Origin of the sequence: Klebsiella sp. 64 (assembly GCF_018223915.1) — a bacterium.
GTDB lineage: Bacteria > Pseudomonadota > Gammaproteobacteria > Enterobacterales > Enterobacteriaceae > Klebsiella > Klebsiella pneumoniae.
The window spans coordinates 65349-91422 of sequence record NZ_JAGRQZ010000035.1 but is presented as its reverse complement, the minus strand read 5'-3'; the positions used below and the strand labels follow the sequence as shown (position 1 = coordinate 91422).

General features: G+C 51.5%; 32 protein-coding genes and 2 pseudogenes. 33 read left to right on the top strand and 1 reads right to left on the bottom strand.

Annotation, left to right across the window (positions count from 1 at the left end; all coding sequences use genetic code 11):
* Positions 1-54: 54 nt before the first annotated feature.
* The gene (locus tag KHQ23_RS22070; RefSeq protein ID WP_040186320.1) at positions 55-534 is read right to left on the bottom strand and encodes a hypothetical protein; all 480 of its coding nucleotides are present in this window, start codon (positions 532-534) and stop codon (positions 55-57) included.
* A 254-nt stretch (positions 535-788) separates the two neighbouring features.
* On the opposite strand from KHQ23_RS22070, the gene KHQ23_RS22065 reads away from it, so the two are divergent.
* From KHQ23_RS22065 to KHQ23_RS21925, 33 genes and pseudogenes are all read left to right on the top strand, one after another.
* Positions 789-1136, top strand: coding sequence for a phage holin, lambda family (locus KHQ23_RS22065; RefSeq protein ID WP_040186322.1), 348 nt, complete (start codon positions 789-791; stop codon positions 1134-1136).
* 2 nt (positions 1137-1138) lie between these two features.
* The gene (locus tag KHQ23_RS22060; protein WP_040186325.1) at positions 1139-1678 is read left to right on the top strand and encodes a glycoside hydrolase family 108 protein; all 540 of its coding nucleotides are present in this window, start codon (positions 1139-1141) and stop codon (positions 1676-1678) included.
* Positions 1675-2022: a hypothetical protein gene (locus tag KHQ23_RS22055; RefSeq protein WP_040186327.1), complete on the top strand. Its 348-nt coding sequence runs from the start codon at positions 1675-1677 to the stop codon at positions 2020-2022. The genes KHQ23_RS22060 and KHQ23_RS22055 overlap by 4 nt, the downstream gene beginning before the upstream one ends.
* Positions 2019-2294, top strand: a complete 276-nt coding sequence (locus KHQ23_RS22050) for a hypothetical protein (RefSeq protein WP_048287736.1) — start codon at positions 2019-2021, stop codon at positions 2292-2294. Before KHQ23_RS22055 ends, KHQ23_RS22050 begins: the two co-directional genes overlap by 4 nt.
* Positions 2245-2424: a hypothetical protein gene (locus KHQ23_RS22045; protein ID WP_072060499.1), complete on the top strand. Its 180-nt coding sequence runs from the start codon at positions 2245-2247 to the stop codon at positions 2422-2424. The genes KHQ23_RS22050 and KHQ23_RS22045 overlap by 50 nt, the downstream gene beginning before the upstream one ends.
* A gap of 374 nt (positions 2425-2798) precedes the next feature.
* Complete coding sequence (locus KHQ23_RS22040) at positions 2799-2993, top strand: hypothetical protein (protein ID WP_048287734.1); 195 nt, start codon at positions 2799-2801, stop codon at positions 2991-2993.
* Positions 2994-3395: 402 nt separating this feature from the next.
* Positions 3396-3641, top strand: a complete 246-nt coding sequence (locus KHQ23_RS22035; protein ID WP_019705415.1) for a DUF2560 family protein — start codon at positions 3396-3398, stop codon at positions 3639-3641.
* A 61-nt stretch (positions 3642-3702) separates the two neighbouring features.
* On the top strand, positions 3703-4053 hold the full coding sequence (locus KHQ23_RS22030; protein ID WP_021313631.1) for an HNH endonuclease: 351 nt from the start codon (positions 3703-3705) through the stop codon (positions 4051-4053).
* Positions 4054-4211: 158 nt separating this feature from the next.
* The gene (locus KHQ23_RS22025) at positions 4212-4709 is read left to right on the top strand and encodes a phage terminase small subunit P27 family (protein WP_023316719.1); all 498 of its coding nucleotides are present in this window, start codon (positions 4212-4214) and stop codon (positions 4707-4709) included.
* Between the two features lie 3 nt (positions 4710-4712).
* Positions 4713-6464, top strand: a complete 1752-nt coding sequence (locus KHQ23_RS22020; RefSeq protein ID WP_000246643.1) for a terminase large subunit — start codon at positions 4713-4715, stop codon at positions 6462-6464.
* A 147-nt stretch (positions 6465-6611) separates the two neighbouring features.
* On the top strand, positions 6612-7838 hold the full coding sequence (locus KHQ23_RS22015; protein ID WP_040221229.1) for a phage portal protein: 1227 nt from the start codon (positions 6612-6614) through the stop codon (positions 7836-7838).
* The gene (locus KHQ23_RS22010; RefSeq protein WP_000999827.1) at positions 7831-8430 is read left to right on the top strand and encodes an HK97 family phage prohead protease; all 600 of its coding nucleotides are present in this window, start codon (positions 7831-7833) and stop codon (positions 8428-8430) included. Before KHQ23_RS22015 ends, KHQ23_RS22010 begins: the two co-directional genes overlap by 8 nt.
* A 9-nt stretch (positions 8431-8439) precedes the next feature.
* Positions 8440-9678, top strand: coding sequence for a phage major capsid protein (locus KHQ23_RS22005; RefSeq protein ID WP_116779430.1), 1239 nt, complete (start codon positions 8440-8442; stop codon positions 9676-9678).
* A 77-nt stretch (positions 9679-9755) separates the two neighbouring features.
* Positions 9756-10073 (top strand): head-tail connector protein, encoded by a 318-nt coding sequence (locus KHQ23_RS22000; RefSeq protein WP_004104233.1) that lies wholly within the window; start codon positions 9756-9758, stop codon positions 10071-10073.
* A 69-nt stretch (positions 10074-10142) separates the two neighbouring features.
* Positions 10143-10340, top strand: a complete 198-nt coding sequence (locus tag KHQ23_RS21995) for a hypothetical protein (protein WP_211776843.1) — start codon at positions 10143-10145, stop codon at positions 10338-10340.
* Position 10341: 1 nt separating this feature from the next.
* Entirely contained in the window at positions 10342-10674 is a 333-nt protein-coding gene (locus KHQ23_RS21990) for a phage head closure protein (RefSeq protein WP_004184710.1), read from the top strand.
* On the top strand, positions 10667-11206 hold the full coding sequence (locus tag KHQ23_RS21985) for an HK97-gp10 family putative phage morphogenesis protein (protein ID WP_000763233.1): 540 nt from the start codon (positions 10667-10669) through the stop codon (positions 11204-11206). Before KHQ23_RS21990 ends, KHQ23_RS21985 begins: the two co-directional genes overlap by 8 nt.
* On the top strand, positions 11203-11568 hold the full coding sequence (locus tag KHQ23_RS21980; RefSeq protein WP_130939216.1) for a DUF3168 domain-containing protein: 366 nt from the start codon (positions 11203-11205) through the stop codon (positions 11566-11568). The genes KHQ23_RS21985 and KHQ23_RS21980 overlap by 4 nt, the downstream gene beginning before the upstream one ends.
* Positions 11569-11624: 56 nt before the next feature.
* Positions 11625-12116 carry a phage tail tube protein gene (locus KHQ23_RS21975; protein ID WP_040221233.1) on the top strand — a complete coding sequence of 164 codons (492 nt, stop codon included), beginning with the start codon at positions 11625-11627 and terminating at the stop codon, positions 12114-12116.
* A 43-nt stretch (positions 12117-12159) separates the two neighbouring features.
* Positions 12160-12543: a phage tail assembly chaperone family protein, TAC gene (locus KHQ23_RS21970; protein ID WP_004899623.1), complete on the top strand. Its 384-nt coding sequence runs from the start codon at positions 12160-12162 to the stop codon at positions 12541-12543.
* 2 nt (positions 12544-12545) lie between these two features.
* The gene (locus KHQ23_RS26580; protein ID WP_307851073.1) at positions 12546-12809 is read left to right on the top strand and encodes a phage tail protein; all 264 of its coding nucleotides are present in this window, start codon (positions 12546-12548) and stop codon (positions 12807-12809) included.
* Positions 12810-12962: 153 nt separating this feature from the next.
* The gene (yecR, locus tag KHQ23_RS21965; RefSeq protein ID WP_211668670.1) at positions 12963-13286 is read left to right on the top strand and encodes a YecR family lipoprotein; all 324 of its coding nucleotides are present in this window, start codon (positions 12963-12965) and stop codon (positions 13284-13286) included.
* A 98-nt stretch (positions 13287-13384) separates the two neighbouring features.
* Positions 13385-15799 carry a phage tail tape measure protein gene (locus tag KHQ23_RS21960; RefSeq protein WP_211776842.1) on the top strand — a complete coding sequence of 805 codons (2415 nt, stop codon included), beginning with the start codon at positions 13385-13387 and terminating at the stop codon, positions 15797-15799.
* Complete coding sequence (locus tag KHQ23_RS21955; protein ID WP_032447774.1) at positions 15799-16278, top strand: hypothetical protein; 480 nt, start codon at positions 15799-15801, stop codon at positions 16276-16278. The genes KHQ23_RS21960 and KHQ23_RS21955 overlap by 1 nt, the downstream gene beginning before the upstream one ends.
* A complete protein-coding gene (locus KHQ23_RS21950) occupies positions 16265-16747 on the top strand; it encodes a DUF1833 family protein (protein ID WP_023343209.1) in 483 nt (160 codons plus the stop codon). Before KHQ23_RS21955 ends, KHQ23_RS21950 begins: the two co-directional genes overlap by 14 nt.
* A 9-nt stretch (positions 16748-16756) precedes the next feature.
* Positions 16757-17137, top strand: a complete 381-nt coding sequence (locus KHQ23_RS21945) for a hypothetical protein (protein WP_017880229.1) — start codon at positions 16757-16759, stop codon at positions 17135-17137.
* Positions 17134-20202, top strand: a complete 3069-nt coding sequence (locus tag KHQ23_RS21940; protein ID WP_147047496.1) for a host specificity factor TipJ family phage tail protein — start codon at positions 17134-17136, stop codon at positions 20200-20202. The genes KHQ23_RS21945 and KHQ23_RS21940 overlap by 4 nt, the downstream gene beginning before the upstream one ends.
* Before the next feature lie 75 nt (positions 20203-20277).
* Positions 20278-20643 (top strand): annotated as a pseudogene (locus tag KHQ23_RS26575) (flagellar biosynthesis protein); the annotation flags it as partial.
* On the top strand, positions 20623-23859 hold the full coding sequence (locus KHQ23_RS21935; protein ID WP_307851074.1) for an SGNH/GDSL hydrolase family protein: 3237 nt from the start codon (positions 20623-20625) through the stop codon (positions 23857-23859). The pseudogene KHQ23_RS26575 and the gene KHQ23_RS21935, both read left to right, overlap by 21 nt.
* A 184-nt stretch (positions 23860-24043) precedes the next feature.
* Positions 24044-24226: pseudogene (locus KHQ23_RS21930) on the top strand (helix-turn-helix domain-containing protein); the annotation flags it as partial.
* 77 nt (positions 24227-24303) lie between these two features.
* On the top strand, positions 24304-24726 hold the full coding sequence (locus KHQ23_RS26410) for a hypothetical protein (RefSeq protein ID WP_040174799.1): 423 nt from the start codon (positions 24304-24306) through the stop codon (positions 24724-24726).
* Between the two features lie 659 nt (positions 24727-25385).
* Positions 25386-25625 (top strand): hypothetical protein, encoded by a 240-nt coding sequence (locus KHQ23_RS26405; RefSeq protein ID WP_023284987.1) that lies wholly within the window; start codon positions 25386-25388, stop codon positions 25623-25625.
* Positions 25582-25953 (top strand): hypothetical protein, encoded by a 372-nt coding sequence (locus KHQ23_RS21925; RefSeq protein ID WP_032437619.1) that lies wholly within the window; start codon positions 25582-25584, stop codon positions 25951-25953. The genes KHQ23_RS26405 and KHQ23_RS21925 overlap by 44 nt, the downstream gene beginning before the upstream one ends.
* Positions 25954-26074: the final 121 nt, after the last annotated feature.

Here is a 26074-nt window from a genome sequence, read left to right as displayed (position 1 = left end):
AACTGAGCAACTGAACAGAAAAAAGAAACCCGCCATTGTGCGGGTTTTTCACATCTAGAGCAGTCCTATAGCCCCACCGGCAATAGCAGTAAGCAATGGGTGTTCTGCTAACTTTCTTAGCAGCCCCTTTGCCTCTTCTTTCTGCTGTGGCGTACCCTGTGAGCTATTTATTAAGTTATTCAGAGTTTCGATACTATTGGTAATCTCCTGACGGTTATGATCTCCAATCTGGACATTTCCTCCGTGAATGTTGATTTGCTGTGAAGAGACAGCTGGTTGAACCTTTTTGGGACCAACTTTGAGTTGGAAGTGTGGACCAAATCCGCCAACGCCAGTGTCGTAAAAATTAGCCTTATAAATTTCCTTATGTTCTTCCTTGCCGTTTGGAAGGATTCGAATAACAGTATCTCCGTCATCAATGTCGGCCATTTTGTCGTTTACGATAACTGTATCCCCTGCAAACTTTGCCTTATATGGACCGCATCTGCTGCCATCACTTTTTAAAATGTAGGCATCATCTTTAGCTGTAAGCATCTCTACTCCTGTGTGAAGTCATTGCTAGAAAAAGCTGGCGCTTAACATATACCGTTAAAATGGAAAGGAAGTGTGAGATGCCGGTCAAAAAAGGCAATTCAATAAAACACAAGAGAACCTGGCCTCTAGATGCTTCGGTGACCATAAATTTCAGGCTTCGGGAATCACTCCGTACTTACCCTTTGATATAAGAGCCCGCCAGCCTGATCCCTTTCCAATACCCACAGCACCCCGTTAACCCGGAGGTGGAGACTATGAAAATGCCTACTAACCCGAGTAACTGGCCTGATCTGCTGGAGTTGCTGCAGAGCTGGTGGCGCGGAGATACGCCGCTGGGGGCCGTACTGCTCTCAGTTGTTATGGCGGGTCTTCGAATCGCTTATAGCGGTGGCGGCTGGAAAAAGATGCTTCTTGAGGGGCTTCTGTGTGGGGCGCTAACGCTTACATTCGCATCGGCGCTTGAATACTTAGACTTCCCCAAATCTCTCTCAATCACCATTGGCGGTGGGGTGGGGTTCGTTGGCGTAGATGCCATAAGGGCGTTTGTAATGAAATATCTTGGCGGCCGATTCGGTATCGGTGGCGGCGATAACAAGGCTTAACCATGACAGCAGATCAAATTATCGAGGGCATCCTCGGAAAGGAAGGGGGTTATGTCGATCACCCCTCTGATAAAGGCGGGCCGACCCGCTGGGGCATCACGCAAACCACCGCCCGTGCACATGGCTACACCGGTGATATGCGGAACCTGCCCAGGGAAACAGCAAAGCAAATCCTGCTGAGCGATTACTGGACTGGCCCCCGGTTCGACCAGGTGGCGAGTTTGTCTACGTTACTGGCAGATGAGCTTTGCGACACTGGCGTGAACATGGGGCCATCTGTCGCCAGTAAGTTTTTCCAGCGCTGGCTCACTGCTCTAAACATGCGCGGAAAGCTATACCCCGATCTGATCCCGGATGGCGCCATTGGCCCCCGAACCATCACTGCGCTTAAGGGATATCTTTCAGCCCGCGGGAAAGAGGGTGAGCAAGTTCTTTTGCGCGCGCTGAACTGCAGCCAGGGTGCCCGATATCTCGAACTGGCGGAGGGCCGCGAAGCCAACGAGGATTTTCTCTACGGCTGGGTTAAGGAGCGTGTCCTGTGAAGATGATCATTTTCGCTTTGCTCGTGCTGGTGGCTGTGCTCGTTCTGTTACTTCTGCGCAGATATACCCGGCTGGAGTTCGTAGGCCATGCCAGCCTGCTGCTGAAAACGTGGTCTGTAAAGCTGGGAGCTATCGGCGCGCTGGTTGGTGTATGGGCGCAGTCATTCCCGGATGCTGCGCTGCGCGCCTGGGCGATGCTGCCGCCAGATATCAAAAATATTCTGCCGCCAAACATCGTTGCATTGATTAGCCCTGCGCTGGTGGTGCTGGCCGTGCTATCGCAATACGTACGCCAGCCAGTATTGAAAGCTAAGGCCGACGAACTGAAGGAGCCGCAGCAATGAGCTACGAAATTATTGCTGGGCTGGTGGTCGTCATCCTGGGCGCTATCGCTGGCGCGTTTGGTATTGGTCATGCTCGCGGGACCAGTAAGGCAGAAGCCAAAGCCGATCAGCAGCGTACCGAAGAGAACGCCGCCGCCACCGTCGCCGCGGCAGAACGTAAGGCGGAAGTTGTGAAAGAGGCAAGCGATGTACAGCAAACCGTTAGCCATATGCCTGATGACGATGTTGATCGGGAGCTGCGCGAAAAGTTTACCCGTCCCGGTAGTCGTTGATACAGCCTGCAGCTGGGTGCAGATCATCTACCTGACTGACCACGATATCGATGTGCTGGATAAGCAAACCAAGCGCGACATTCTGGCGCATAACAAAGCAGTGGAAGTCAACTGCCAGAAAGGGAAGTGATATTGCTCAAAATTAAATGAGATTTATCTTAATTGCTTTAGTGCCAGGAAGTAGATTGAAGATGCTGCAATTGGCAGTATCACTCTGGGACATAACAATGGGACAGTATTACTACGTCAATAAAAATGTTCAGGCAAACGGAGATCATGAGGTGCATGTCACCGGGTGTACCTTTATGCCTGCATCAGAAAACCGCGTGTACCTTGGAATATTTGAAACCTGCCGTCCTGCAGTAGTAGAAGCGAAGAAATATTATTCTCAATCAAATGGTTGTTATTACTGCTGTAGAGCTTGTCATACTTCATAGTTAACCAAAAACAATCGCAAGGTCGCCAATGGCGGCCTTTTTTATTGCCAGAAGCAGGAGAAGAAGCATGTTAACAGTAAAAGTAATGTCACCAGATGGTGGCGAAGAAATCCATTGCGGCCTGAGCGTTGGTTTCAACCCCAATCAGCAGAGTATCGCAGTGTCGGGAATGGACCAGAACGTTTTCCTGAAGCAGGGAGAAGTGGCGTACGTGATGAACGCAAACGGAAAGACCATTTCCCGTTACGAGCACTTGACCTGACAATAAGCAGCACTGGCGCCCTTCATTGAAGGGCATCAATAATGATAAACCGAAGCATCTGCCTTAAGTGTTATAAAAAACCCCGTGGAGGAAATCCCAAAGCTACGGGGTGCTGTACAGCCAGCCAATGACTGATTGTAGCCACGAAGTTGGTTTATTTTCTACTGGTTGAGAATAAAACTGAGAGCCAGGAAGGCTTGAGAGTGGCTCATTCATGAGCTCACGGGTAGAACGGCAGACTTTGTCATGGCAGAGCAAAGTTATAAGTTAGTTTAGGTAACATTTCGGATATAACAAGCGTAGCGGGGTATTCCTAATAATGGAGCACCGCAGCTAAAGCATTACAGGAGCCATTCACCGAGTGGCTTCGATAATGCTCCCCACATCGCACAGAGGTAAGACATGTCAGAGATCACCGCATCCGAGCAAATCCGCCTAGATATCATCAAGAAAGTTAACTACGACACCGCAGCGGCCAAGCTGGCCATTGACTGGGTTGGTGATAGCAATCTGAAAGCTGAGCTATTCGCTGACTCTTTCGATCGCGTCTTCACTGAAAGTGAGATTGTCTCGAAGACCCGTAAGGCCATCCAGGAAGCGACCGAAGCGCTGGCGCTGTTTGATACCGGCGCTGAGCAGGCCAGTTAAGGCATTACAGCAGGCATTCACTGAGTGCCTGTGATAATGAAAATATCATAAGGACTTAATCATGCCCGCACTAATTCCCCGAGCTTGTCGCAAGCGTGGATGCGCAGGCACAACAACCGACCGCTCAGGCTACTGCGAAAAGCACCGCAATGAAGGCTGGCAACAGCACCAGCAGGGAAAGAGTCGACACGAGCGTGGCTACGGTAGCCAGTGGGATATCAGGCGTGCGCGCATCCTGAAACGCGACAACCATTTATGCCAGAACTGCCTTCGCAGCGGGCGAGCTGTCGCAGCAAAGACGGTTGACCACATCAAGGCCAAGGCTCATGGGGGTACCGATGACGATTCGAACCTCGAGAGCCTGTGCTGGCCCTGCCATCGAACGAAAACCGGGCGCGAACGCATCAAATGATATAGATTCTCATTTGAGGCGAGGCAGAGGGGGGGCGGGGTCAAATCCCTGACGACGAAGGCCCAAAGGACCGCCGCCTAACCTTTTTTCACACCGCCGCAGGTTAGAAAACTTTTTTTTGGGGTCCCCCATCCAATGATTAATAGGAGTTTTCGATTATGCCAGGACCACCGAAAACCCCGACACATCTGGCTTTAGTGAAGGGGAACCCATCCAAGCGCCCGATCAATAAGAACGAGCCAAAACCCCCGTCAGGGGTCCCCCCAATACCGAAACATTTCGATAAACAGGGTAAGTACTGGTTCAAACGTATTGGTGATGAACTTGATGCCGTCGGCGTGTTGACCACGCTGGATGCTAAAGCGCTGGAGTTGTTGATAGAAGCCTATGTTGAATACCGGCATCACTGCGACACGCTTGATCGTGAAGGTTACACCTATGCCGTCTACAGCGAAGATGATTCAGATGAAGGAGGGGAGCGGGAAATCAGAATGATAAAACCGCACCCTGCAGCAGTCATGAAGGCTGATGCGTGGAAACGGATCAGAGCGATGCTGAGCGAATTCGGCATGACACCTGCCAGCCGATCAAAGGTTGGTGCAAAAGGCCCGGCAGAAGCCGACCCACTGGAAGAATTTCTTAAAAAGCGCAAATGATGAATGGCAACCGTTGCAGATGGATTCCGCTACGCCGAGCGCGTGGTATCTGGCGATATCGTTGCTGGCGAACTGGTGCGTCTTGCGTGCCAGCGGTTCTTTCATGATTTAGAGCACGGCCCGGAGCGCGGTGTTTATTTTGATGAAGGCCGCGCCCAGCACGTTCTCGATTTTTATAACTTCGTCCCTCATGTGAAGGGGCACTTGACCGGCAAGCCGATCGAGTTGATGGACTGGCACACCTTCATCCTGATTAACCTTTTCGGGTTTGTCGTCCCGCTGATAGATGAAATAACGTTTGAGAGCATTCTTGACGACGATGGCGACCCCATGTTTGTGCGTCGCTTTCGTACCGCCTATGACGAAGTAGCGCGTAAAAATGCAAAATCAACGCTTTCGTCTGGCATCGGGCTTTATATGACTGGTGCCGACGGTGAGGGTGGTTCTGAGGTTTATTCCGCAGCAACAACCAGGGATCAGGCCCGCATCGTGTTTGATGATGCGAAGCGCATGATTAAGCTGGCTCCGAAAACTCTGGGCCGGTTGTTTGGTAGTAACAAGTTGAATATTCACCAGGAGCGGACGGGTTCAAAATTCGAACCTGTAGCCAGTGATGCGAATAACCTCGACGGCCTTAATATTCACTGCGGGATCGTTGATGAGCTGCACGCACATAAAACCCGTGACGTCTGGGAAGTTCTGGAAACAGCGACCGGTGCGCGCCTGCAGTCCCTTATTTTTGCAATCACTACTGCGGGTTTTAATAAAGAAGGTATCTGCTACGAGCAACGTGATTATGCAATCAAGGTTCTGAAGAACTTTGATAACCCTGACCCGCTTTCAATTAAGGATGACAGCTATTTTGCGCTGATTTATACCCTGGATGAGGGGGACGATCCTTTCGACGAGGCAAACTGGCCGAAAGCAAATCCCGGCCTGGGGATATGTAAGCGTTGGGACGATATGCGCCGCCTGGCAAAAAAGGCGAAAGAGCAGGTAGCGGCGCGTGTCGGTTTTTTTACCAAGCACCTCAATATCTGGGTGCAGGGTGAAAAAGCATGGATGGATATGGCGCGCTGGGAAAAATGCCGTGACGACTGGGACGGCTCCACTTCGGCCAACTGGTCAATGTGGCTCGGCGTGGACCTTTCCAACAAAATTGATATTTCAGCTGCAGTTAAAGTCTGGCTTGCTCCAAATGGCGATGTCTATGTCCGCTCCAGATTCTGGATACCTGAAGGTCGGCTGGAAGCCTGTTCTAAACAGCAGGCGGACCTATACAGAAAATGGAATCTCGCTGGATTCCTTGAGTTTACCGATGGTGATGTTGTCGACCATGCAGTAATTAAAGAGGAAACGATCGAATGGGCGCGAGGCGACTCGCTGAACGAGTTCGCATACGATCCGTGGAGTGCCACTCAGTTTGCTTTGTCGGTAGCAGCTGAAGGCGTACCGATTGTTGAAGTCCCTCAGACGGTTAAAAACCTTTCTGAAGCAATGAAGGAAGTCGAGGCGAAAATTTACGCCGGGCGTTTTCATCACGATGGCAATCCGGTGATGACATGGATGATGTCAAACGTCACCGTCAAACCAGACAAAAACGAGAATATTTTCCCCAACAAGGCCACCCCAGAAAACAAAATTGACGGTCCTGTCGCGATGTTTATTGCGATGAGTCGCTTGCTTGTTAACGGTGGTGGTGAAGTTGACTTCCTGTCCACTATCGATCCTGACGAAGACCTTTTACTTCTATGAAAACTCTAATCACTGATGTTATCGGGCTTACCGGGTTCGGTTCGCTTGCTGCAGGCGTGTATCTCCAGTTCGGTCTGGCGATGTCTCTGATGATGTCGGGAACCCTGCTACTCATTTATGCGCTGTTAGCGGCAATGAGGGGGAATAATGCTGCTTGATGCTCTTTTTCGCAGTGAACCACTGGAAAATCCGGCCACGCCGATCACGAGTGAATCGGCCGAAACCGATAATGTGTTTGCCCGAGACGTATTTGTCAGCCCGGAAACGGCGATGAAGCTGGCTGCGGTGTATGCCTGTATTTACGTTATCTCTTCGAATATCGCTCAGATGCCGCTGCATGTTATGCGGAAAACCAATAACAAGGTTGAAGCTGCCCGCGATCACCCTGTGTTTTACCTGGTTCACGATGAGCCGAATATGTGGCAGACCAGCTATAAGTGGCGTGAGTTAAAACAGCGTCATATTTTGGGCTGGGGGAATGGTTACACCTGGGTGAAGCGTTCCCGTCGTGGTGAAGTTTCCGGGCTGGAATGTTGCATGCCCTGGGAAACGACACTGCTTAACACTGGTGGTCGGTATACCTATGGCGTTTACAACGAAGAGGGGGCGTTTGCCGTCAATCCCGACGATATGGTGCATATCCGGGCGCTGGGTAACAACCAGAAAATGGGGCTTAGCCCAATCATGCAGCATGCCGAGACGATAGGCATGGGGATGAGCGGGCAGGCTTATACCAGTTCATTCTTCAACGGTAATGCGCGACCCGCTGGCATTATTTCGGTGAAAAGCCAGCTGAATGAAGAAAGCTGGGGGCGTTTAAAAAGCATGTGGCAAAAAGCTACAGCTGCTTTGCGCAGCCAGGAGAATAAAACAATGCTTCTCCCGGCAGAGCTGGATTACAAAGCGCTCACCGTTTCCCCGGTTGATGCCCAGATTATTGATATGTCGAAGCTGAACCGGTCGATGATTGCCGGGATATTTAATGTACCGGCGCACATGATTAACGATCTCGAAAAAGCCACTTTCTCAAATATTACGCAGCAGGCCATTCAGTTTGTCCGCTACACGATCATGCCGTGGGTAACGAACTGGGAACAGGAACTCAATCGCCGCCTGTTCACCCGTGCTGAACTGGCCGCCGGATATTACGTCAGGTTTAACCTGACAGGCCTGCTACGCGGGACCCCGCAGGAACGTGCTCAGTTCTACCACTTTGCGATCACTGATGGCTGGATGAGCCGCAATGAAGCGCGAGCCTTCGAAGACATGAATCCGGTAGATGGCCTGGATGAAATGCTGGTGAGCGTTAACGCCGCGAACCCCGCAGACGATTTTAAGGCACCTAAAACCGACGAGGAAAAGCCCAATGAATGACCGTGAAACGCGCTGTTACAGCGGGGAGGTCAGAGCCGAGCAACGCACCGATGAACCTACCCGCATTCTGGGCTATGGCTCGGTGTTCAACAGCCGTTCTGAACCCCTGTGGGGATTCCGTGAAATCATCAAGCCCGGAGCATTTGACGATGTGCTGAATGATGATGTTCGCGGGCTGTTTAACCATGACCCCAACTTTATTCTCGGACGGAGCGCTGCCGGGACGCTATCCCTGTCTGTCGATGAGCGCGGCCTGCGTTATGACATTACAGCGCCGGATACGCAAACTATCCGCGATCTGGTGCTGGCGCCGATGATGCGCGGTGACATTAACCAGTCATCTTTTGCCTTCCGGGTATCCCATGACGGTGAAAATTGGTACCAGGACGATGAAGGGATCGTTATTCGTGAAATATCGAAGTTTTCCCGGCTGTTTGATGTCAGTCCGGTGACTTATCCCGCATATCAGGAGGCCGACTCCGGCGTCCGATCGATGAAAGCCTGGCAGGAGGCGCGCGACAGCGGTGCGCTAAAGAACGCCATTAATCAACGAATGGCGCGTGAGCGCCTGCTGACCCTTCTTAACGCGTAAGGAAAAATCATGAAACTGCATGAAATGAAGCAAAAACGTAACATCATCGCCAAAGATATGCGTGCCCTGCATGACAAAATTGGTGATACACCCTGGACCGATGAGCAGCGTACTCAGTGGAACGCTGCAAAATCGGAGCTTGACGCCCTTGATGAGCGTATTGCACGCGAAGAGGAACTGCGCCGCCAGGATCAGGACTATATCCACGAAAACGAGCCGGAACAGCGCCAGCAGCAGAATCGTGATCCAGCAAACCCGGAAGCACAGGCTAACGAACGCCGTGCTGCGGCGTTTAATGCGTTTTTGCGCCGTGGTCTTGGCGAGATGAGCGCTGAAGAACGCCAGGCTTTAAAGGAGCTGCGTGCACAGGGCACGACGCCGGATGAAAAAGGGGGGTACACCGTACCAACCCAGTTCCGCAATAAGATCGTCGAAGCACTGAAAGATTACGGTGGAATTGCCAGTGTGGCGCAAATTCTGAATACCGCCAACGGCCAGGACATTGACTGGGCAACCTCTGACGGTACCACTGAAGAAGGTGAACTGCTGGGCGAAAACACTGAAACCAGTGAAGAAGACGTGTCTTTCGGCGGTGCAACGCTGGGGGCTAAAAAACTGTCCTCTAAAATCATTCGCGTATCCAATGAACTGCTCCAGGACAGCGGCGTAGATATCGAGGCGTTCCTGGCCGCGCGTATCGCCACTCGCATCGGACGTGGTGAAGCGAAGTATCTGGTATTAGGGACCGGCACCGGCACCCCGCTGCAGCCTAAAGGGCTGGCTGCGTCGGTAACTGGCACCAAAAATACCGCAGCAGCGACCACCTTTACCTGGAAAGAGCTGAACGCCCTGAAGCACTCTGTCGACCCGGCATACCGTAACGGTCCAAAGGTGCGCTGGGCCTTTAACGATGCAACGTTGCAGCTGGTGGAGGAAATGGAGGATGGACAGGGCCGCCCGCTCTGGTTACCGAACATTATCGGTGGCGCACCTGCTACTGTTCTGCAGGTGCCGTATGTCGTTGACCAGGCTATTCCTGATATCGCGGCTGATGCCAAATTTGCCTACTTCGGCGATTTTAACCGCTTTATCGTTCGTCGCGTCACTTACATGACGCTGAAACGGCTGGTTGAGCGTTACGCAGAGTACGATCAGACTGGCTTCCTGGCCTTCCACCGCTTCGACTGCGTACTGGAAGATACCGGCGCGATTAAGGCGCTGGTGGGTAAACCGGCATCTGGCGGCTAAGGCAATAATCAGCTTCAACCTCCACCGCTCCGGCGGTTTTTTTATGCCCGCAGTTCGCTGCGGGCCAGGGAAAATACATGAGCACAACGATTGAGATGTTGCGGGCGCAGTGTCGGATCGATATTGACGATGCAACCGAAGATGAACTGCTGACGCTGTATTTCACAGCTGCTCGGCGTCGCGCAGAGAACTTCATTAATCGGAAACTGCATGAAGACTCTGTGCCTGATACCGATCCAGACGGGTTAAAAATTGCTGACGATATCCTCCTGGCGCTGATGCTTCTTGTTGGGCATTGGTTCAACAGCAGGGAAGAAGCTTCCGATGTAAATAAAATGAGCATCCCCTTCGGCTTCACTTCGTTGCTTGAACCCTACCGATATATCCCACTTTGAGGTGATTTATGGCCTGTGAAGGGTGTCTCCGTCGGCGTGAATGGTTAAAAAAGTGGACGAAAATAGCCTATGAACGAGCAACTGGTAAACGCGCTGATTGCAGCGCTGAGAGAACAAACAGCAGCACAGCGAGAGCAGACGGAAGCGATAAACCGCCTGGCTGAGTCTAACGTCGCCCTGTCCGATGTGATTATCCAGTCGCTTGCCGGCGATCTCGAAGTGGCGCCAGAGCAGCAAACCTATCTGAGTGGGAAACCCAGGGGGTGATATGCAGGCCGGAAAATTGCGTCACAGGATCACCCTGCAGGAACCGGTCAAAGAACAGAACCCGACAACGGGAGCCGTAATTAATACCTGGCGCGATGTCGCAACCCTTTGGGCCGAAGTCGCTCCTTTATCCGCACGTGAGTTTATCGCCGCCCAGGCCTCTCAGGGCGAAGTTACCACCCGGATAACGATTCGTTACCGTGAGGGTGTTACCCGCAAACATCGGATCCTGTTTCGTGGTCGCATCTACAACATTGAGGGCGTTTTACCTGATCCACGGAGCGGCAGGGAATACCTGACACTGCCTTGTTCAGAGGGGGCTAACGATGGCTGATGGCGTGGAAGTAAACCTGACCGGCCTCGATTCCGTCCTGGGGAAACTGGATGCCGTCTCACAGGTCACTCGCGATAAATCCGGTCGTGCAGCGCTGCGTAAAGCGGCGAACGTCATCAGGGACAGAGCGCGCAATAATGCCGCGCGGGTTGATGACCCTCTCACCAAAGAGGCTATCTACAAAAACATTGTGGTCAGCTTCAGCAGCAAGGCGTTTCGCAGAACCGGCGATCCGACGTTTCGTGTCGGGGTGATGGGCGGCGCCAGGCAATACGCCAATACTAAGGCCAACGTCCGAAAAGGCAGGGCGGGTAAAAGTTTTAACACTGCCGGAGATAAAGGTAATCCCGGCGGGGATACCTGGTACTGGCGATTCCTGGAGTTCGGCACAGAACATGCTGCAGCGAGGCCAATAATTAGGCCTGCACTGAATGGGGTCGATGCCGATGTGATTAACGTTTTTGCTTTGGAGCTGGAAAAGTCCATCGATCGCGCTGTACGACGGGCGGCTAAAAAAGGAACTCCGGTATGATTGCTCCAATATTTGCAGTTTGCGCAGCCAGCCAGGCAGTCAGGGATTTGTTAGGTTCTACCCCCGTGCGGCTTTATCCGTTCGGTATGCAGGACGATAATATCGTTTACCCCTATGCAGTCTGGCAAAACATAGGTGGCAACCCTGAAAATTATCTGAACCAGCGGCCAGATGCAGATCACTATTCTCTGCAGGTTGATGTCTATGGTGATACTGACACCGATGTGATCGCCGTTGCCCGCGCTTTGCGTGACGCAATAGAGGGCAAGGCCTATATCACCCGATGGGGTGAACAAAGCCGCGACCCTGAAACAATGCGATACCGCTATTCCTTCGATGTTGACTGGATAACGACCAGATAACCAACAACCCCAAACTGACCCGCCTTGTGCGGGTTTTTCTTTTATGGAGACAAAACATGTCTGTATTAACGCAAGGCACGCAGTTTTTTGTGCTCAAGTCTGGCGTGGTCAGCGAGGTTGAATGCATCACCAGTTTCAACCCCGGCGGGAACCCTGCCGATCAGATTGAAGATACCTGTCTGAGTGAACGGGATTCCAGAACCTACAAAAAGGGGCTTAAAACGCCTGCGGCCGCAACCGTCGGGCTTAACGCTGATCCGACGAACGCCAGCCACATTATGTTGCATGGCCTCGCTGAAGCGAATGACCAGACGCCGTTAACTTTTGCGGTTGGCTGGTCAGATGGAACCAGTGTCCCGACAGCCGCCGCTCCTGGCGCTGAGGATGCTGTTGATGGCCTGGTGCTGCCATCGGATCGCACCTGGTTCATTTTCCAGGGTTACGTTTCCGATTTCCCGTTTGATTTCCAGGGTAACGCTGTTGTGACGACCTCCGCCACGATCCAGCGGTCTGGCTCTTCCGTATGGGTGCCGAAGGTCGCAGCGTAATTAATATGCCCGGTTATCCGGGCTTTTCAATTCAGGAGCTGAAATGCAACTTACTCTCGATACGTTAAAAGAAACCGGTGCCTTTACCGGGCGTCCCGTGGAAAAAGAAATTAAGTGGAAAGGCCGTGACGGGAAAGAGCATATCGCAACCGTCTATGTGCGCCCGATGGGCTACCACACCACTAAAGCTGAACTGCTGGCGTACAACGGAAAATCTGATCCGGTGGCTGGGCGTATTGCTGCCCATATTTGCGATGAGGAAGGGAAGCAAATCTTTACTGAGGCAGACATTCTCGGAACTGCATCTGAAGACCGTGGCGCGCTCGATGGGCCAATCGTTATTGCTTTGCTGGCCGTCATCCAGGAAGTCAACGATCTGGGAAAGACTACGAACTCACAGGAGAAGACGAGTTCTGGTGTGAGTTAGTCATGAACGGCATCGGTGGGCGGACCATAGCGGAGGCTCAGGAGCGAATGAGCCTTCGTGAGTTTCAGGTGTGGGTAAAGTACCGTAATAAGTATGGTCAGCTTAACGTTATGATGCGAACCGAGTGGGGGGCTTCGCTGGTGGCTTCTGTCCTGGCTAACATCAATAAGGCAAAGAACACGCCCCCGTTTAAGGTTAGCGACTTTGCACCACACATCAACGAAGCTCCTGTGTCGCTTGAGGACGCTATGAAAAGTTGGCATTGAGGACCATAAAATTAAGTTAACAAACCATATGCTTAAAAAAATATGTTTCATTTACTGATGATTAGAATTTATTGATCTGGCAGCGGTGCGCTATATTGTTTTGTAAGTTTCATATGTTAGGATGTTTCCGATTGCAATCAAAGGAAACATGGAATGAGAAGAATATTGATAGTTGCTTTAGGGGCTCTTTTACTGACGGCTTGTGCCGCAAAAAAACAAATGACCCCGATGGGGGGTAGCAAAGCTGATGGGACAGTGAGAATGGGCTACACAGTAGCAATGTTCGAAAGTCCGGTAGTTGATTTGAATCAGGCTAAAGATCTCGCCTCACAAAAATGTAAGACTTGGGGATATGATGGAGCCGAAGCGTTTGGTGGGCAAACATCTGTCTGTGCCCAGATGGGGGCGTATGGTTGTAACATGACTAACGTATCAGTTGAGTATCAATGTACTGGTGGTAAAGCCTCTCAGAACTGAGAGCAAAGTGCTCATCAATAGCCGAAAGCCCCCCTTGGAAAGCACCAATAAACATAAACCTCGCCCACGCGGGGTTTTTTATTGCCTGGAGAAAATAAATGGCTGGCAAGTCCCTCGGTACACTAACAATTGACCTTATTGCAAAGGTCGGCGGATTTGTCCAGGGTATGGATAAAGCCGAAAGGGCATCCCAAAAATGGCGTGACCAGGTAAAAAAAGATGCTAAGGAAATCGGAACATCCATTATTGCTATTGGCGCAGCAGCTGCAACGGCTGCCGTTGGAATTGGTGCGGCCGGACTGGCGATAGTAAAAAATACAGCGCAGCAAGTTACCGAAGCAGATCGCTGGGCTAAGTCATTAAAAATGTCCACTCAGGATTTGTTATCCTGGCAATACGCAGCTGAACAAGCAGGTTTAACCGGGGATAACATTGCTGACATCTTCAAGGATATTAACGATAAAGTCGGTGATGCGGTTCTGAATAAATCTGGTGAGGCTGCTCAGGCTCTGGATACTCTCGGGCTTTCAGCTGAGAAACTGGCCCAGCAATCCCCTGATAAGCAGTTACTGGCTATCAGCTCGGCATTGCAGAAAATCCCCTCTCAGGCCGGGAAAACCAATATTCTCGAAAGCCTGGGGAATGACCTGTCAAAAATGCTGCCGTTGTTCGACAACAACAACGAGAAGCTGAAACAGTTCATCCAGCTATCAAAGGATTTTGGTATCGCACCGCCGCAAGAAGATATTGATAACCTTGTTAAGGTTAATCAGTTCTTTCAGGACATAGAGACTAGCGCCCGCGGCCTTAAAATGGAAATTGCTTCGGGGCTGGCTAAGGTTGACCTTACACCATTGCAGGATGGGCTTGATGATATTCGTGACGTCTTCACCGATCCTGCTGTTCTTCAGGGGCTATCAGACCTGGTTGGTGAAGCCATAAGCCTTGCCGGGGTTGTGGGGCGTATTGCTGGTGGCTTGGGGGCCATTGCTACTTATACCCGCTCTCGTATCGGTGCTGTATCTGGTAATTATAACGCTGCTGATGAAAGTGATATTGCACAGCGCATTGAATTCCTTAACAAACGAGGGAATCAAAGTAAGGAACAAAAAGACGAATTAGACTTTTTAACTAAACGTCTTCAATTTCTTCGCGCGATAAAGTCAAGCATGACTCCGGAGCAGGTAGATAGAGGAGCGAAAGGGCTCACATCTCTACTTTCTGATATGGGTATAGACCCGTCAAAAGAAAATGATTATAAACTTGGGAAAAACGAATCTAATCAGAAGCAACCCGAGAAAAAAGATACGTCTGCGGCTAAGCTACAGAATGCCTACAAAGCCGTAGAACAATCTTATCTCCAGCAAATTGCACTGGTGGATCAACTAACCGGTAAAACAAAAGATGCTACGGAAGTAGAAAAACTACATTTCGATTTAGTATCTGGTCGTCTGGTTGGGATAAATAAAGAACAGCAAATCAGGCTTGAGGGCTTGGCCTCAGAAGTTGATAAATATAACGCGTTGTCAAAATTTCGAGATTTGCAGGATGAGTTATTAACTCCAGAAGAAAAATTACTTAAAACGACGAAAGAGCGTTTTGAAGTATTAAAAGATATTCAGGGAATGAAGGGGATCAGCCCTGAAGAATATAAAAAAGCCGCCAAGGCCATATCGAAAGCGTCATTTTCCGACTCGCCTAAATTTAGTGGTCTTGATCCGATGTTTGGCGGTGAGTCTGGAGAGTTGAAAAAAGTTGATGACGCACAGAAAGAGCAGGAAAAATGGTATCAGAATCAGCTCGATTTGCTGGAACAGAACCGCCAGGCACGTTCTGATCTTAATGAGGAGTGGGACGCCAGAGAGCTGGAGCTGAAGAAAAAACACCAGGATGAAATGAATAATCTTGATGCCGCACGTAATCAGCTGATGTTGAGCAGTGTTGTCGATGGGCTTGGTTCTATGGTGGATTTGACCCGTACAGCTTTTGGTGAGCAATCAGGAGTATACAAAGCCGCGTTTGCAGTTCAGAAAGCCGCGGCTATTGCTCAGTCTGTTATCGCTATCCAGCAGGGTATCGCCATGGCTGCGGCAAACCCATTCCCCTATAACCTGGCTGCTATGGCTTCAGTTGCTGCTGCAACCGCTGGAATAGTTTCAAATATTTCTGCAGTCGGAATGGCGCATGACGGGATTGATGCAGTTCCTGAAACAGGTACCTGGTTGCTTCAAAAAGGAGAGCGGGTGACCACCGCAGCGACCAGCGCCAAACTGGATGCCACTCTGGATCGAGTTGCAAACCAGTCAACCGGTGGTGGAACTATTTATTCTCCCACGATCACTATTCCCATCAATGGTAACCCTTCCGATGCAACTTTGGCGCTGGTCCGTAAGGCTGCAGATGAGGGGGCAGAAAGGGGATACCGGAAGGCGGTTAATTCAGTCGCAAGCGGTCAGGGTGATTTGCATAAGGCCTTGATGGGGAAAACTACCTCGGGGAGGAAAATTAGCTAATGGCTATCACCACAACGCTTTATTACCCCTCCGCTTACCTGCCTGGACCGCTTAAAGAGAGTTTTGGTTTAACTCCTGTATCTCCTCTGAAACGGACTCAGATGGTAACTGGCCGGGCACGACAGCGGCGTGCCTACACCTCGACACCAACCCAAACAGATCTGGCCTGGATTTTTTCTGACGCCCAGGCGCAGGCTTTTGAGGCGTGGTTTCGGGATGAGTTATCAGATGGGGCGGCGTGGTTCAACATACCGTTATTAACGCCTGTAGGGCTGAAAAATTACGTGTGTCGTTTCACGGATATTTATAAAGGCCCCACTCCCGAAGGCGGACTTTACTGGAGATATACCGCGCCAGTAGAACTCTGGGAGCGTCCATTGCCGCCGTCTGGATGGGGGCATTACCCGGAATGGATCGTCGGCAGCTCACTGCTGGATATTGCGCTGAATAAGGAGTGGCCGAAGCATGACGCAGATTAAACGCCTCTACGCCAGCAGCGGGCCGGAGGTGATCATTGAGACGCTGCAGATCACCATTGGTTCTGACGTCCATTATCTGTGCCAGGGTTACGACAACATCACGGCGACGACGGAGAACGGCGATACCGTAACGTTTTCAGCCTGTGCGATAGACATTGCGCTGCCGGCGCGCAATGCGGACGGCACGCAGGACCTCAAATTTGCCTTGTGCAATATCGATGGTGTTGTGTCCACGGCGATCCGCAATGCGCTGGCTAACCGTCTGTCTGCATTTCTGACGTACCGGCGTTATATCTCCACGGATTTAGCGGCCCCTGCGGAAGTGCCGTATACGCTGAAAATCAAGTCGGGCTCCTGGACGGCGACAGAGGTGCAGATCACTGCGGGCTACATGAATATCCTCGATACCGCCTGGCCGCGATACCGCTACACGCTCCCTGTATTCCCCGGACTGCGTTATATCAGCTAAGGAATCCCAATGTTTAACCCTGATAAATACCGTTCAGTCACCTGGCTGAAGGGCGGGCGCGTATACCCGCAACTCGACTGTTTCGGCATTGTGAACGAGATACGCCGCGACCTGAATTTACCCGTCTGGCCCGATTTTGCAGGGGTCACCAAAGACGACGGCGGCCTCGACCGGGAAGCGCGCAGGATGATGCTTACCCTTGAGCGCTGCGAACCCTGCGAAGGGGCCGGGGTGGCCTGTTATTCCGGGTCGACCGTCACCCACGTAGGGATCGTGGTCAGTATCGGTGGTCTGTTGCATGTGGCGGAATGCAACCCGGGTACGAACGTCACCTTTCTGCCGTTGCCGCGGTTTAAGCGCCGATTTGTCAAAGTGGAGTTCTGGCAATGACCATTCGTTTTTACCCGTCCCGGCTTCCCGGTGAACCACTCGAAACGCATGAGCATGGTGTAACCAGTATTCGCAGCTGGCTGGTGGCAAATGTTGAAGGCTACGAGGATCGGGATGTCCCACCGCTGACCGTTGAGGTTGAGGGGCTGTTAATTCCGCCAGGCGAGTGGGCTAAGTGTGTGATTCGCCCTGATAGTGATGTCAGGCTTTATCCGGTGCCTTTCGGGCTTGAGGCCGCGACAATTGCCTGGATAGGAGTGGGCATTGCCGTCGCATCTGCGGCTTATTCATTGTTCATGATGAGTAACATTGATGCCGGCGGCTATACGTCATCCACAGGTCGGAGCCTCGACCTGAACCCCGCTAAAGCAAACAGCGCGAAACTGGGTGATGCGATTCGTGAAGTTTTTGGGCGCGTGCGTATTTATCCGGATTATGTCGTGCAGCCCGTTACCCGGTTTGATGCCGCCGATCCTACGAAAATGCGCGTCCAGATGCTGCTGTGTCTCGGTGTCGGTGATCTGATTTATACCAATGGCGATATCCGGGTTGGCAGTACGCCAGCTTCAACGCTACCGGGATTCAGCAGCACCCATTACCCGCCAGGCGCGGACGTTTCCGGTGATGAGCGCAGTGAAAACTGGTTCAACAGTACGGAGGTCGGCGGGACATCATCCGGTACCGGTCTGGATATGGCCCAGACGTCGCCGGACGCAAACGACATTATCGCAGACAGCATGACCGTATCCGGTTCGAGCGTAACGTTTACCGGGCTGGACACGGATGACGGCGATGACCACGACGAGAACGAAAACGCGCTACCGCCCAGCTGGGTCGCTGGCGCAGTAGTCGAACTGAAAGCCCCGGCGAACTACCAGATCACTTCGGCGGCTGGATACAGTGTTATCGCCAGCCCGCTGCTGACGGAGATCGCACCGGTAGTAGGTATGCCGGTGACGCTGGGGTTTAACTCTGTCGATTACGATCTGTTTATCGCGTCATATACCCCCGGTCAGGCTGCAGTGCCCGGCACCGGGGGGAGTGCGGCAAAACTCCAGGCCAGTGCGGCCCCGACCACCTACGATTTTTCGACCAGCTCCAGCACGTTCACGATCACCTGGCAGGGCACAACTTATACCGTATCGCTGGTAGCTAACTATGTCTCGATGTCGGGACTGCTGGCGGCCATCACCGAGGGACTCACTGGCTCCGGCCTGGTCGCGCAGGACAACGGCGGCACCGTACTGATAACCGAAGCGGCCAGTCCATTCGCGGGTGGGGCGATCACTTCCTCTGCGCTGCCTGCAGCTGTTTTCGGTACCTCCCCGGTTTACACCTCCGGCACGGCATCAACCGGCGGCAGCCCGGCGGTAACGACGAATGTGACACTCGCCTATAACTCCGCCACGGGAACGGCATTTTCCGGCATTCCAGAGGGGGTGCAACGGCTTTCACTTGCTCACCGCGGGAATGAGTACCGGATTGTGTCAGGTGACGGCGCGACGGCAACGGTGGCGCGTCTGGTTAACGGTGTTATTGATGAGTCATGGCCGGGATTCATAGCCAGGACGATGATCGACTATGAGGCTACCGGGATAAACGATAATGATACCTGGATGGGACCATTTCTTGCCTGCCCTGAGAACGAAAAGATTGACGCTTTCGAAGTAAATTTCTCTTTCCCGAGTGGTATCTGTGGATTCAACAAGAAGGGCAAGAAAGAAGCGTGGTGGGTTGGCTGGGTAATTCAATACCGTATTTACGGCTCAGGGGGAGGATGGGAAACGCGCGACGGATTTTACAAGTTAAAAAATATTAACGGACTTGGATTTACTGAGCGTATCACTCTGTCTTCACCAGGCCTCGTTGAGGTCCGGTGTCGCCGGAAAAATGAACAGGGGCAGGATAATGCCAGAGATACGATGTACTGGCAGGCACTGCGCGGGCGACTGCTGACGCGCCCTTCATCCTATCCCGGCGTGTCGCTGATGGCGGTGACCGTTGAGACGGGGGGCAAATTGGCGGCTCAGTCGGACCGCCGCGTAAACGTTGTGGCCACGCGGGCCTACGACTCAGGAACGGCCAGAACCATTTCGGGAGCGCTGCTGCATGTCGCGAACTCTCTTGGGCTGGAGATGGACGTCGACACCATCAATGTGCTGGAGTCTGCATACTGGACGCCACGCGGCGAGTATTTCGACTTTGCTACCGGCGACAGTATCTCAGCGCTGGAAATGCTGCAGAAGATAGCCAATGCCGGGAAGTCACGTTTTCTGCTGAGTGATGGCCTGGCGACGGTCAACCGTGAGGGGATTAAGCCCTGGACTGGCGTGCTCACTCCGCATGAGATGGTGGAGGAGCTGCAGAGCGGATTTACCGTACCGTCCGACGATGATTTTGATGGCGTCGACGTGACATACATCAACGGGACTACCTGGGCGGAGGAGACCGTTAAATGCCGGACGCCGGACAATCCCACGCCGGTGAAAATCGAGAATTACAAACTCGATGGGGTACTGAATCAGGATCACGCCTACCAGATCGGGATGCGTCGCCTGATGAAATACCTTCAGCAGCGGGTGACGTTCCAGACCACTACCGAGCTGGACGCGCTGTGCTACAACACGGGCGATCGCATTGTGCTCACGGATGATATTCCGGGTAACAACACGATTTCCTGTCTGGTGGAGGCGATGACAACGGCTGGTGGCGTGACAACGTTCACCGTCACGGAGCCGCTGGACTGGTCTTTCGAAAACCCCCGCGCGCTGATCCGCTATCAGGATGGCTCTGCATCCGGGCTGATGGTGGCGAGTAGGGTAGGCGATTTTCAGCTGTCAGTCCCGCACCTGAGCGAGTTTGATGACCCGATGAAGGTTGACCTGTCGTCGGCAACCATCGAGCCGATCCGCCTGGTGTTCTGCGGCTCAACGCGCCACGTCTACGACGCCATTGTAGAGGAGATCGCCCCGCAGTCTGACGGAACATGCCAGGTCACCGCTAAAGAATATCTCGAATCGTTCTACCAGTACGACGACGCCACATACCCCGGCGACGTCGCTTAATACCAAAAATCCCCCCTAATTAATCTTTTCGCTCAAACCCTCGTTTGGGCGAACGCCTTTTTTGGAGCAAAAAACATGGACTTTAACCCGGAGCTGGGGAGCACGTCTCCCGCTGTGCTGCTTGATAACGCTGAGCGTCTGGATAAGCTGGTCAATGGGTCTGCGCTGACTGAGCCGGATCGCGCTGGCGATGATCTGGATACCTGGCGCGGAATGATGGCGAAGAATGAAGCCCTTACAGAGGAGACACGACAGAATCTGATTCCTCTCAGCCGCCAGTATGCGACGCTGGCTGCGGCGCAGGCGGATATCGCGAATATCCCCGATGGCTCCGCAACCTACGTGCGAAGTGCAGACGGGAGTTCGCTGGCGGATGAGTACATCAACAACGCCGGCACGCTGGAGGCTACCGGGCGGAAAATGCCATCTCAGGAAGCTGTTGGCGACGCAGAAACAAAACCTCAATTTCTGTCGAGGGAGTTACGTTCTACAGAAACGTTTCATTCGTCCGTGATAAGGACCAGCAACTGGACCAATGCCACCACAAGTACATGGGCGGTAGGATCTACATCTGATGGTCGAGTTTTTAATTTTATCGAGATGTGGGTTGATGGAATTAACAATATTGATAGCCTGAAAATCAGCATTTATTCTCGCTCTGTTGATGGTGCAACTATCTTTCCTGGTGCTAATGGCGATAAGCTGCTGAGTTCGAAAATCATCAATATGAATGACGTTGCGATTAAGTCATCTATTGCAACCGGATATCAGCTTATCCGCCTTGTTTTTGATGATACGGCGGTACCAGCAGACAAAACAGCGCTTTTCGTGGTTCAGCCGCTCGATGCAAGCGGTAATCCTGTTTATATGGGGTGTGGACGTCAGGATATTGCTAATAGCGAGACTGCTGCGCTATCAAACTCCCTTGGCGGTTTCTGGATGCCAGTTGACCAGTCTGAGTGGCGTCGCATTACTATTCCAGAAACATCGCTATATCGCATCGCTTTTAATGTTGGGTATGAAAGTCCGGTAAATTACGGTTCATTTAATGGTGAGTCTGTTTCCGTAGCCAGTGTTCCGCCCAATTCTCCTGACTGGGCTATTACGGGGAGCGCGAATCGTCAGTTTTATGGATGGGTACTGAGCTTCCCTGGTAAAACAGGATTTAACAGCATCACGCTTCGCCACAGCAATCTGACGCATGTTAATCAGATTTATTATCGCGCGGTTTTACGTAAAAACTCTGATGTAGCATCAACATCCATGCCCGGTACGCTGGCTGGTGATATTCAGGTTTACGCAGGCCGCGTTCACCCCGATGCGCCTGATGACGGGTTCTATGGCGTTAATTATTCCATCCCCAACCTGAATATCCCGGCTGGATATTTCGTTATGCTGGTTGTCTATCCGCGCACAGAAGCTGGTGAAACAGCCGATATGGGGACGCAGGCGCATGAGTATTCTACCGCTGGCGAAACCGCGCCATCAGGTTTTGCACTGGGCGCATTTATCAACCGGGTGACAAATACATGGCAGATGATTACCGGCACAAAAGGGGTTGCGTACTGGCTGAATAATGTATCTTTCGTGGGCGTTGTTGAACAGGCTTCGGTAAATGAAGTCACCCTGTCGGATACCATGGCAAAACTGAACGCGTTACAGCAACAGGTGAACGATGAGGGCGCACAGTCTGTAATTCGTGAATCATCCAGCAATAAATGGGGCTATGCAACCCAACCCCTGGCCGGTACTTTTTTCCGCTGGGCGGTACCCATTCCCCATGAAATGGATACGCTCAATGAAATCGAGCTATGGCTGGACGGTCTGGCATTAAATGATTACCTGCGCATTAAGGTCTTTGCTCGCGCGATTGACATGACCGGAAGTGAAACACCTCCCGGAGAGCTGGAGGGGGATGCGGAAATCTATAGTGAAGATATCCCTGTCTACCTTAAATCTACAGGTACAGCAATGACCAGGGTTCCATTCCGCCTTGATGTTGCGATACCGGAAGGTGCGTTCCCCCTCATTTCTGTTGAGGCTTTTCTCCCGGAAAATGGTTCGTCTGAGGTTATCGGTTATCTGGGGGCCGGTGCAGCGCTCTATTCTTCCGCAACATTACCCGTTCTCGCTCAGCGCGGCTGGTATAGTCGACGGGGAATTAATGGCGGAGCATGGACAACCATTGGTGACGGGCAAACAGCAGCGGTTGCTTACTCTGTTACTTATAAAAAGCAGGAAGATATTCCCGGGAAAATAGCCGATATTGACGGGAGGCTTACAGCCGTTGAGTCGGCAGTGCATCCATTAATTACTCGCTACCTTCCAGTTGTTAGTGTCCTGGGGCGAGCGCTCGACTTTTCCGGATCGGCGGTCGTAGCCAACGGAGTGAGTCAGCCTGTAACAGGATCGCTGACGCTGGATGCGACAAGCTCTGGTTCTGCGACTGTTGAGGGTTATAGCCTGAGGCAAACCGCCGCCACTTCGCAGTGGCCGTCAAATGTGAATGCGTGGCTGGGTTATAAGCGCATCAGTAATGTTGTCGTAACGGATGCCAGTACCGGTACCCCTTTGGTTGAAGGGACCGACTATAACATTGACAGCTATGGCGGGAAGTTGCGCGGCCTGACTGCCACGACTCGCGCCGTGAACGTCACCTTCAGTTACGTTAATGAACGGTATGACCTTGTGTACATCGACCCTGTTACGCTTGCTGTGGGAATAACCAAAGGGACGGACAGGATTTTTGATGTGCAGGAATACCGCCCGGCTGTGCCATCAGGAAAAGTTGCGCTTTACTATGCATTAGTCGCGGGTAGCAGCGTTGAACTGGAGCCGGTATATCGCTGGCCCGAGGCCGGATGTGACATGCTGGGGGCGGGGGATGCTGATTTTCTACGACAGCATAATCGCCGTTGCCTGCAAAAGACTCTGGCGCGACTCAACCAGGGTAAAAATATTACGCTGGTCGGTTATGGTGATTCGATTACAGCCGTGTCGAATATCGCTAGTCCGGAAACCGTGGCAAACGGCAGCACCCGTGATTTGCAGCGCATCCTGCAGGGTTATGCAACTGATACACTGACAAACTTATATCCCGCTCAGGACTGGGGAGACGGAGGTGGCGCGGTACATGTGAAGATTGGATGGAACTGGCGACTGAAGGAATGGATGGAGGAAACCTACGGCGTCACCGTTGATTATCTTAACTTCGGCGTATCGGGTACCAATTCAACCAGCGGTGTGGGAAATACCCGCATGAATGCAGTCATCGCGACAGCGCCACACGTTACCGTTGTCTGTTTTGGGATGAATGATAATGCAGGGAATGTTCTGTATGGCAACCTCCGCAACATCATCAAAAAACTCAAGGCAGCAGGCTCTGAGGTCGTGATAATGCCCGTGCCGCGCACCCCTTCACACGATGATGGTCGCTATACGCTGGAACAGTGGCGATACATTAACGGGCAGGTATACCGGGCTGCCATGGATGAGGTCGCTGCGTATGTGCCGACAGACTGGTTAACGGATGAAAACAGCCGTGGTGGGATGGGTATTGTTCCAACCTCACTTTGTGGCTCTGACCTTCGAAACCACCCTGGAGGCTATGAGTTCAGTATTTACGGTAAGGCGTTGGTGAATGCTTTCTGTTTTTAACGACTGTACAGATGGCTGCGTGGAACAGAGTGCTGACTGATGACGAGATTGCCGCTCAGTACAACCAAATAAGGAATCACTGCCTGAATGTGCACGGCATCGCCGTTTGATATCAGAGATTGATGCCGATCGCGATAAATGCAATTAAAAAAGCGCGATAAATGTCGCGCTTTATATTTTCATTACGCGCGCAGGGCTGGCAGCAGCGAGAGAGCAGGGACGCATAGGCGGCTGTCGCCGGGTTATGACTGAAGATGTGGTGGAGCAGTGCCGCAGAATGCTGGAGAACGGCGCTACCCGGCAGCAGGTGGCTGATGTGACAGGCGTGGACGTGAAAACAATCTACAAGTACCTCCCGGCGACTTGAAGACAAAGATTTCACTACTTTTCCTGATATGTTACGTTTGGCTTAATCAATTCATTCAGCCTTGAAAACAGTTTGGTTTGTTCGTGAACGGTAAGAAAACAATAAGTTTTGAGCAATTTTTAACTATTAACAGCAATCTTGTTTCCATCTCAGATACATGGGCTGACTTGTGGGCGTTAATTTTTCACACGGGTTTAAGCGCTGGAAGGCTGCTGAGTATTCGATATGATGATATTGATGGTGACCTGATACTGATACGAAAACAGGGTCACCTGAAGGAGCTACGTGTTAAATCAACCCCTCCAGTGGACGCGATGATTGCTCGTAGAAGAGAACGCTATCCAGAAGATGTTTATTTATTTCAGAGTCATTCTAACCGTGTGAAGTACCATCGCCGGCCGGTCACTATAATTGCTTTCAACGCCGCTTTACGTCGCGCCGCTAGATCATTACCAGACGTTAACGTAAGCAGTAGTAGCGCGAGAAACATACCGGACTAAGCGCCCGTCCAGTAGCGTGTGGCCGATGTGACAGGCGTGGGAGTGAAGACGATTTACAAATATTTGCCAGTACAATACGCCGATAAAAAATCCCCTTGAGCAGGCACACTCAAGGGGAAAATACTACATAACATCATTGCTGTGTGCGTCTTTGCGCTCGTCTATCTTCCAAGAATATGCCTAAAGCTTCCAGATATTTCTGGTCTGAGCTGTTACATCATGGAGTAGGTGCCGATGTGATAGGTTAAGAGCGAAGATGATCTGTAAGTACCTTCCGACGTCGAGGGGCAAGAACCATGAATTTGGGTCTATACCATCCCAATTCATATATTCTTTTTAAGTCTATGAAATATCGAGCAAAGTATTCTGTTCGAAATGAACCATATGGAATAGCCATAGGCTAAAATGCCCAGCGTAAAAACAACAATCAGCAAGTCCGTCTGTGACATCTTATATCCATTTTGCAGTAGCAGGTTTTGAGAAAAGATAGTTCATAGTTGGCACATAGACAACATAATCACTAAGTGAAACCAATATCAGAGGCTAAAAGGTGACTGGTTTCCTCCTCAGTGTTCCTGATTGATAGCTGGAACCTGTATTGATCAGATCTCTTAATGAATCTACTGTATATAAAAACAGTATTTTCGGGAGGTGAAGTTATGCCGCGAAACTCAGATATCGAAATAGCCTGGCGTCAGGCAATTGTCATTGAGCCTAATGGCCGTCGCACCGTGACAACGTCCGGTTTTATCCGGGAACTCGCAAAAGTTAACTGGATATGGTCACCGCGCCAGGCTAACCAGTGGATAGAGCACTATGTGACGACATTCCGGGATGTCTCAACGCAGGAAGGCGATGAGCGCACGTTCCAGTTATACAACCCAAACGGAGGGCTATAACGTGGGATTTCCGTCGCCAGCTGCTGACTATGTTGAACGGCGTCTGACCGTTGATTCACTCTGCGGTACCGGCCCCAATACTCGGATAGTACAAACAGAAACCGGCTATGCCGTAGTGGATTGCTCCGTAAAACCAAAGCAAGGAGATACCGTTTTAATTCAATACGGCGGCGGCACTGATTTTGCAAAAATTATGGGCCGGGCATTTATTACACGAGACGGTGAAGCGCTGGAAGGTGAGGCCCTGGATGATGTTACAGTTGTCGGGGTAGTGACATTCGTTATCAATCGGACAGGGAAGGATGATGATGATTGTCCAGTGTTGTGAGACATAGAGCCGTGAGCATGAATATTGATAGATATACATTCCCCAAAATGAAGAATTACATAAGATAAATCAATGGGTTGAAAATGGATACTTGAGGTAAAAAATTTACTTTAAATTGATA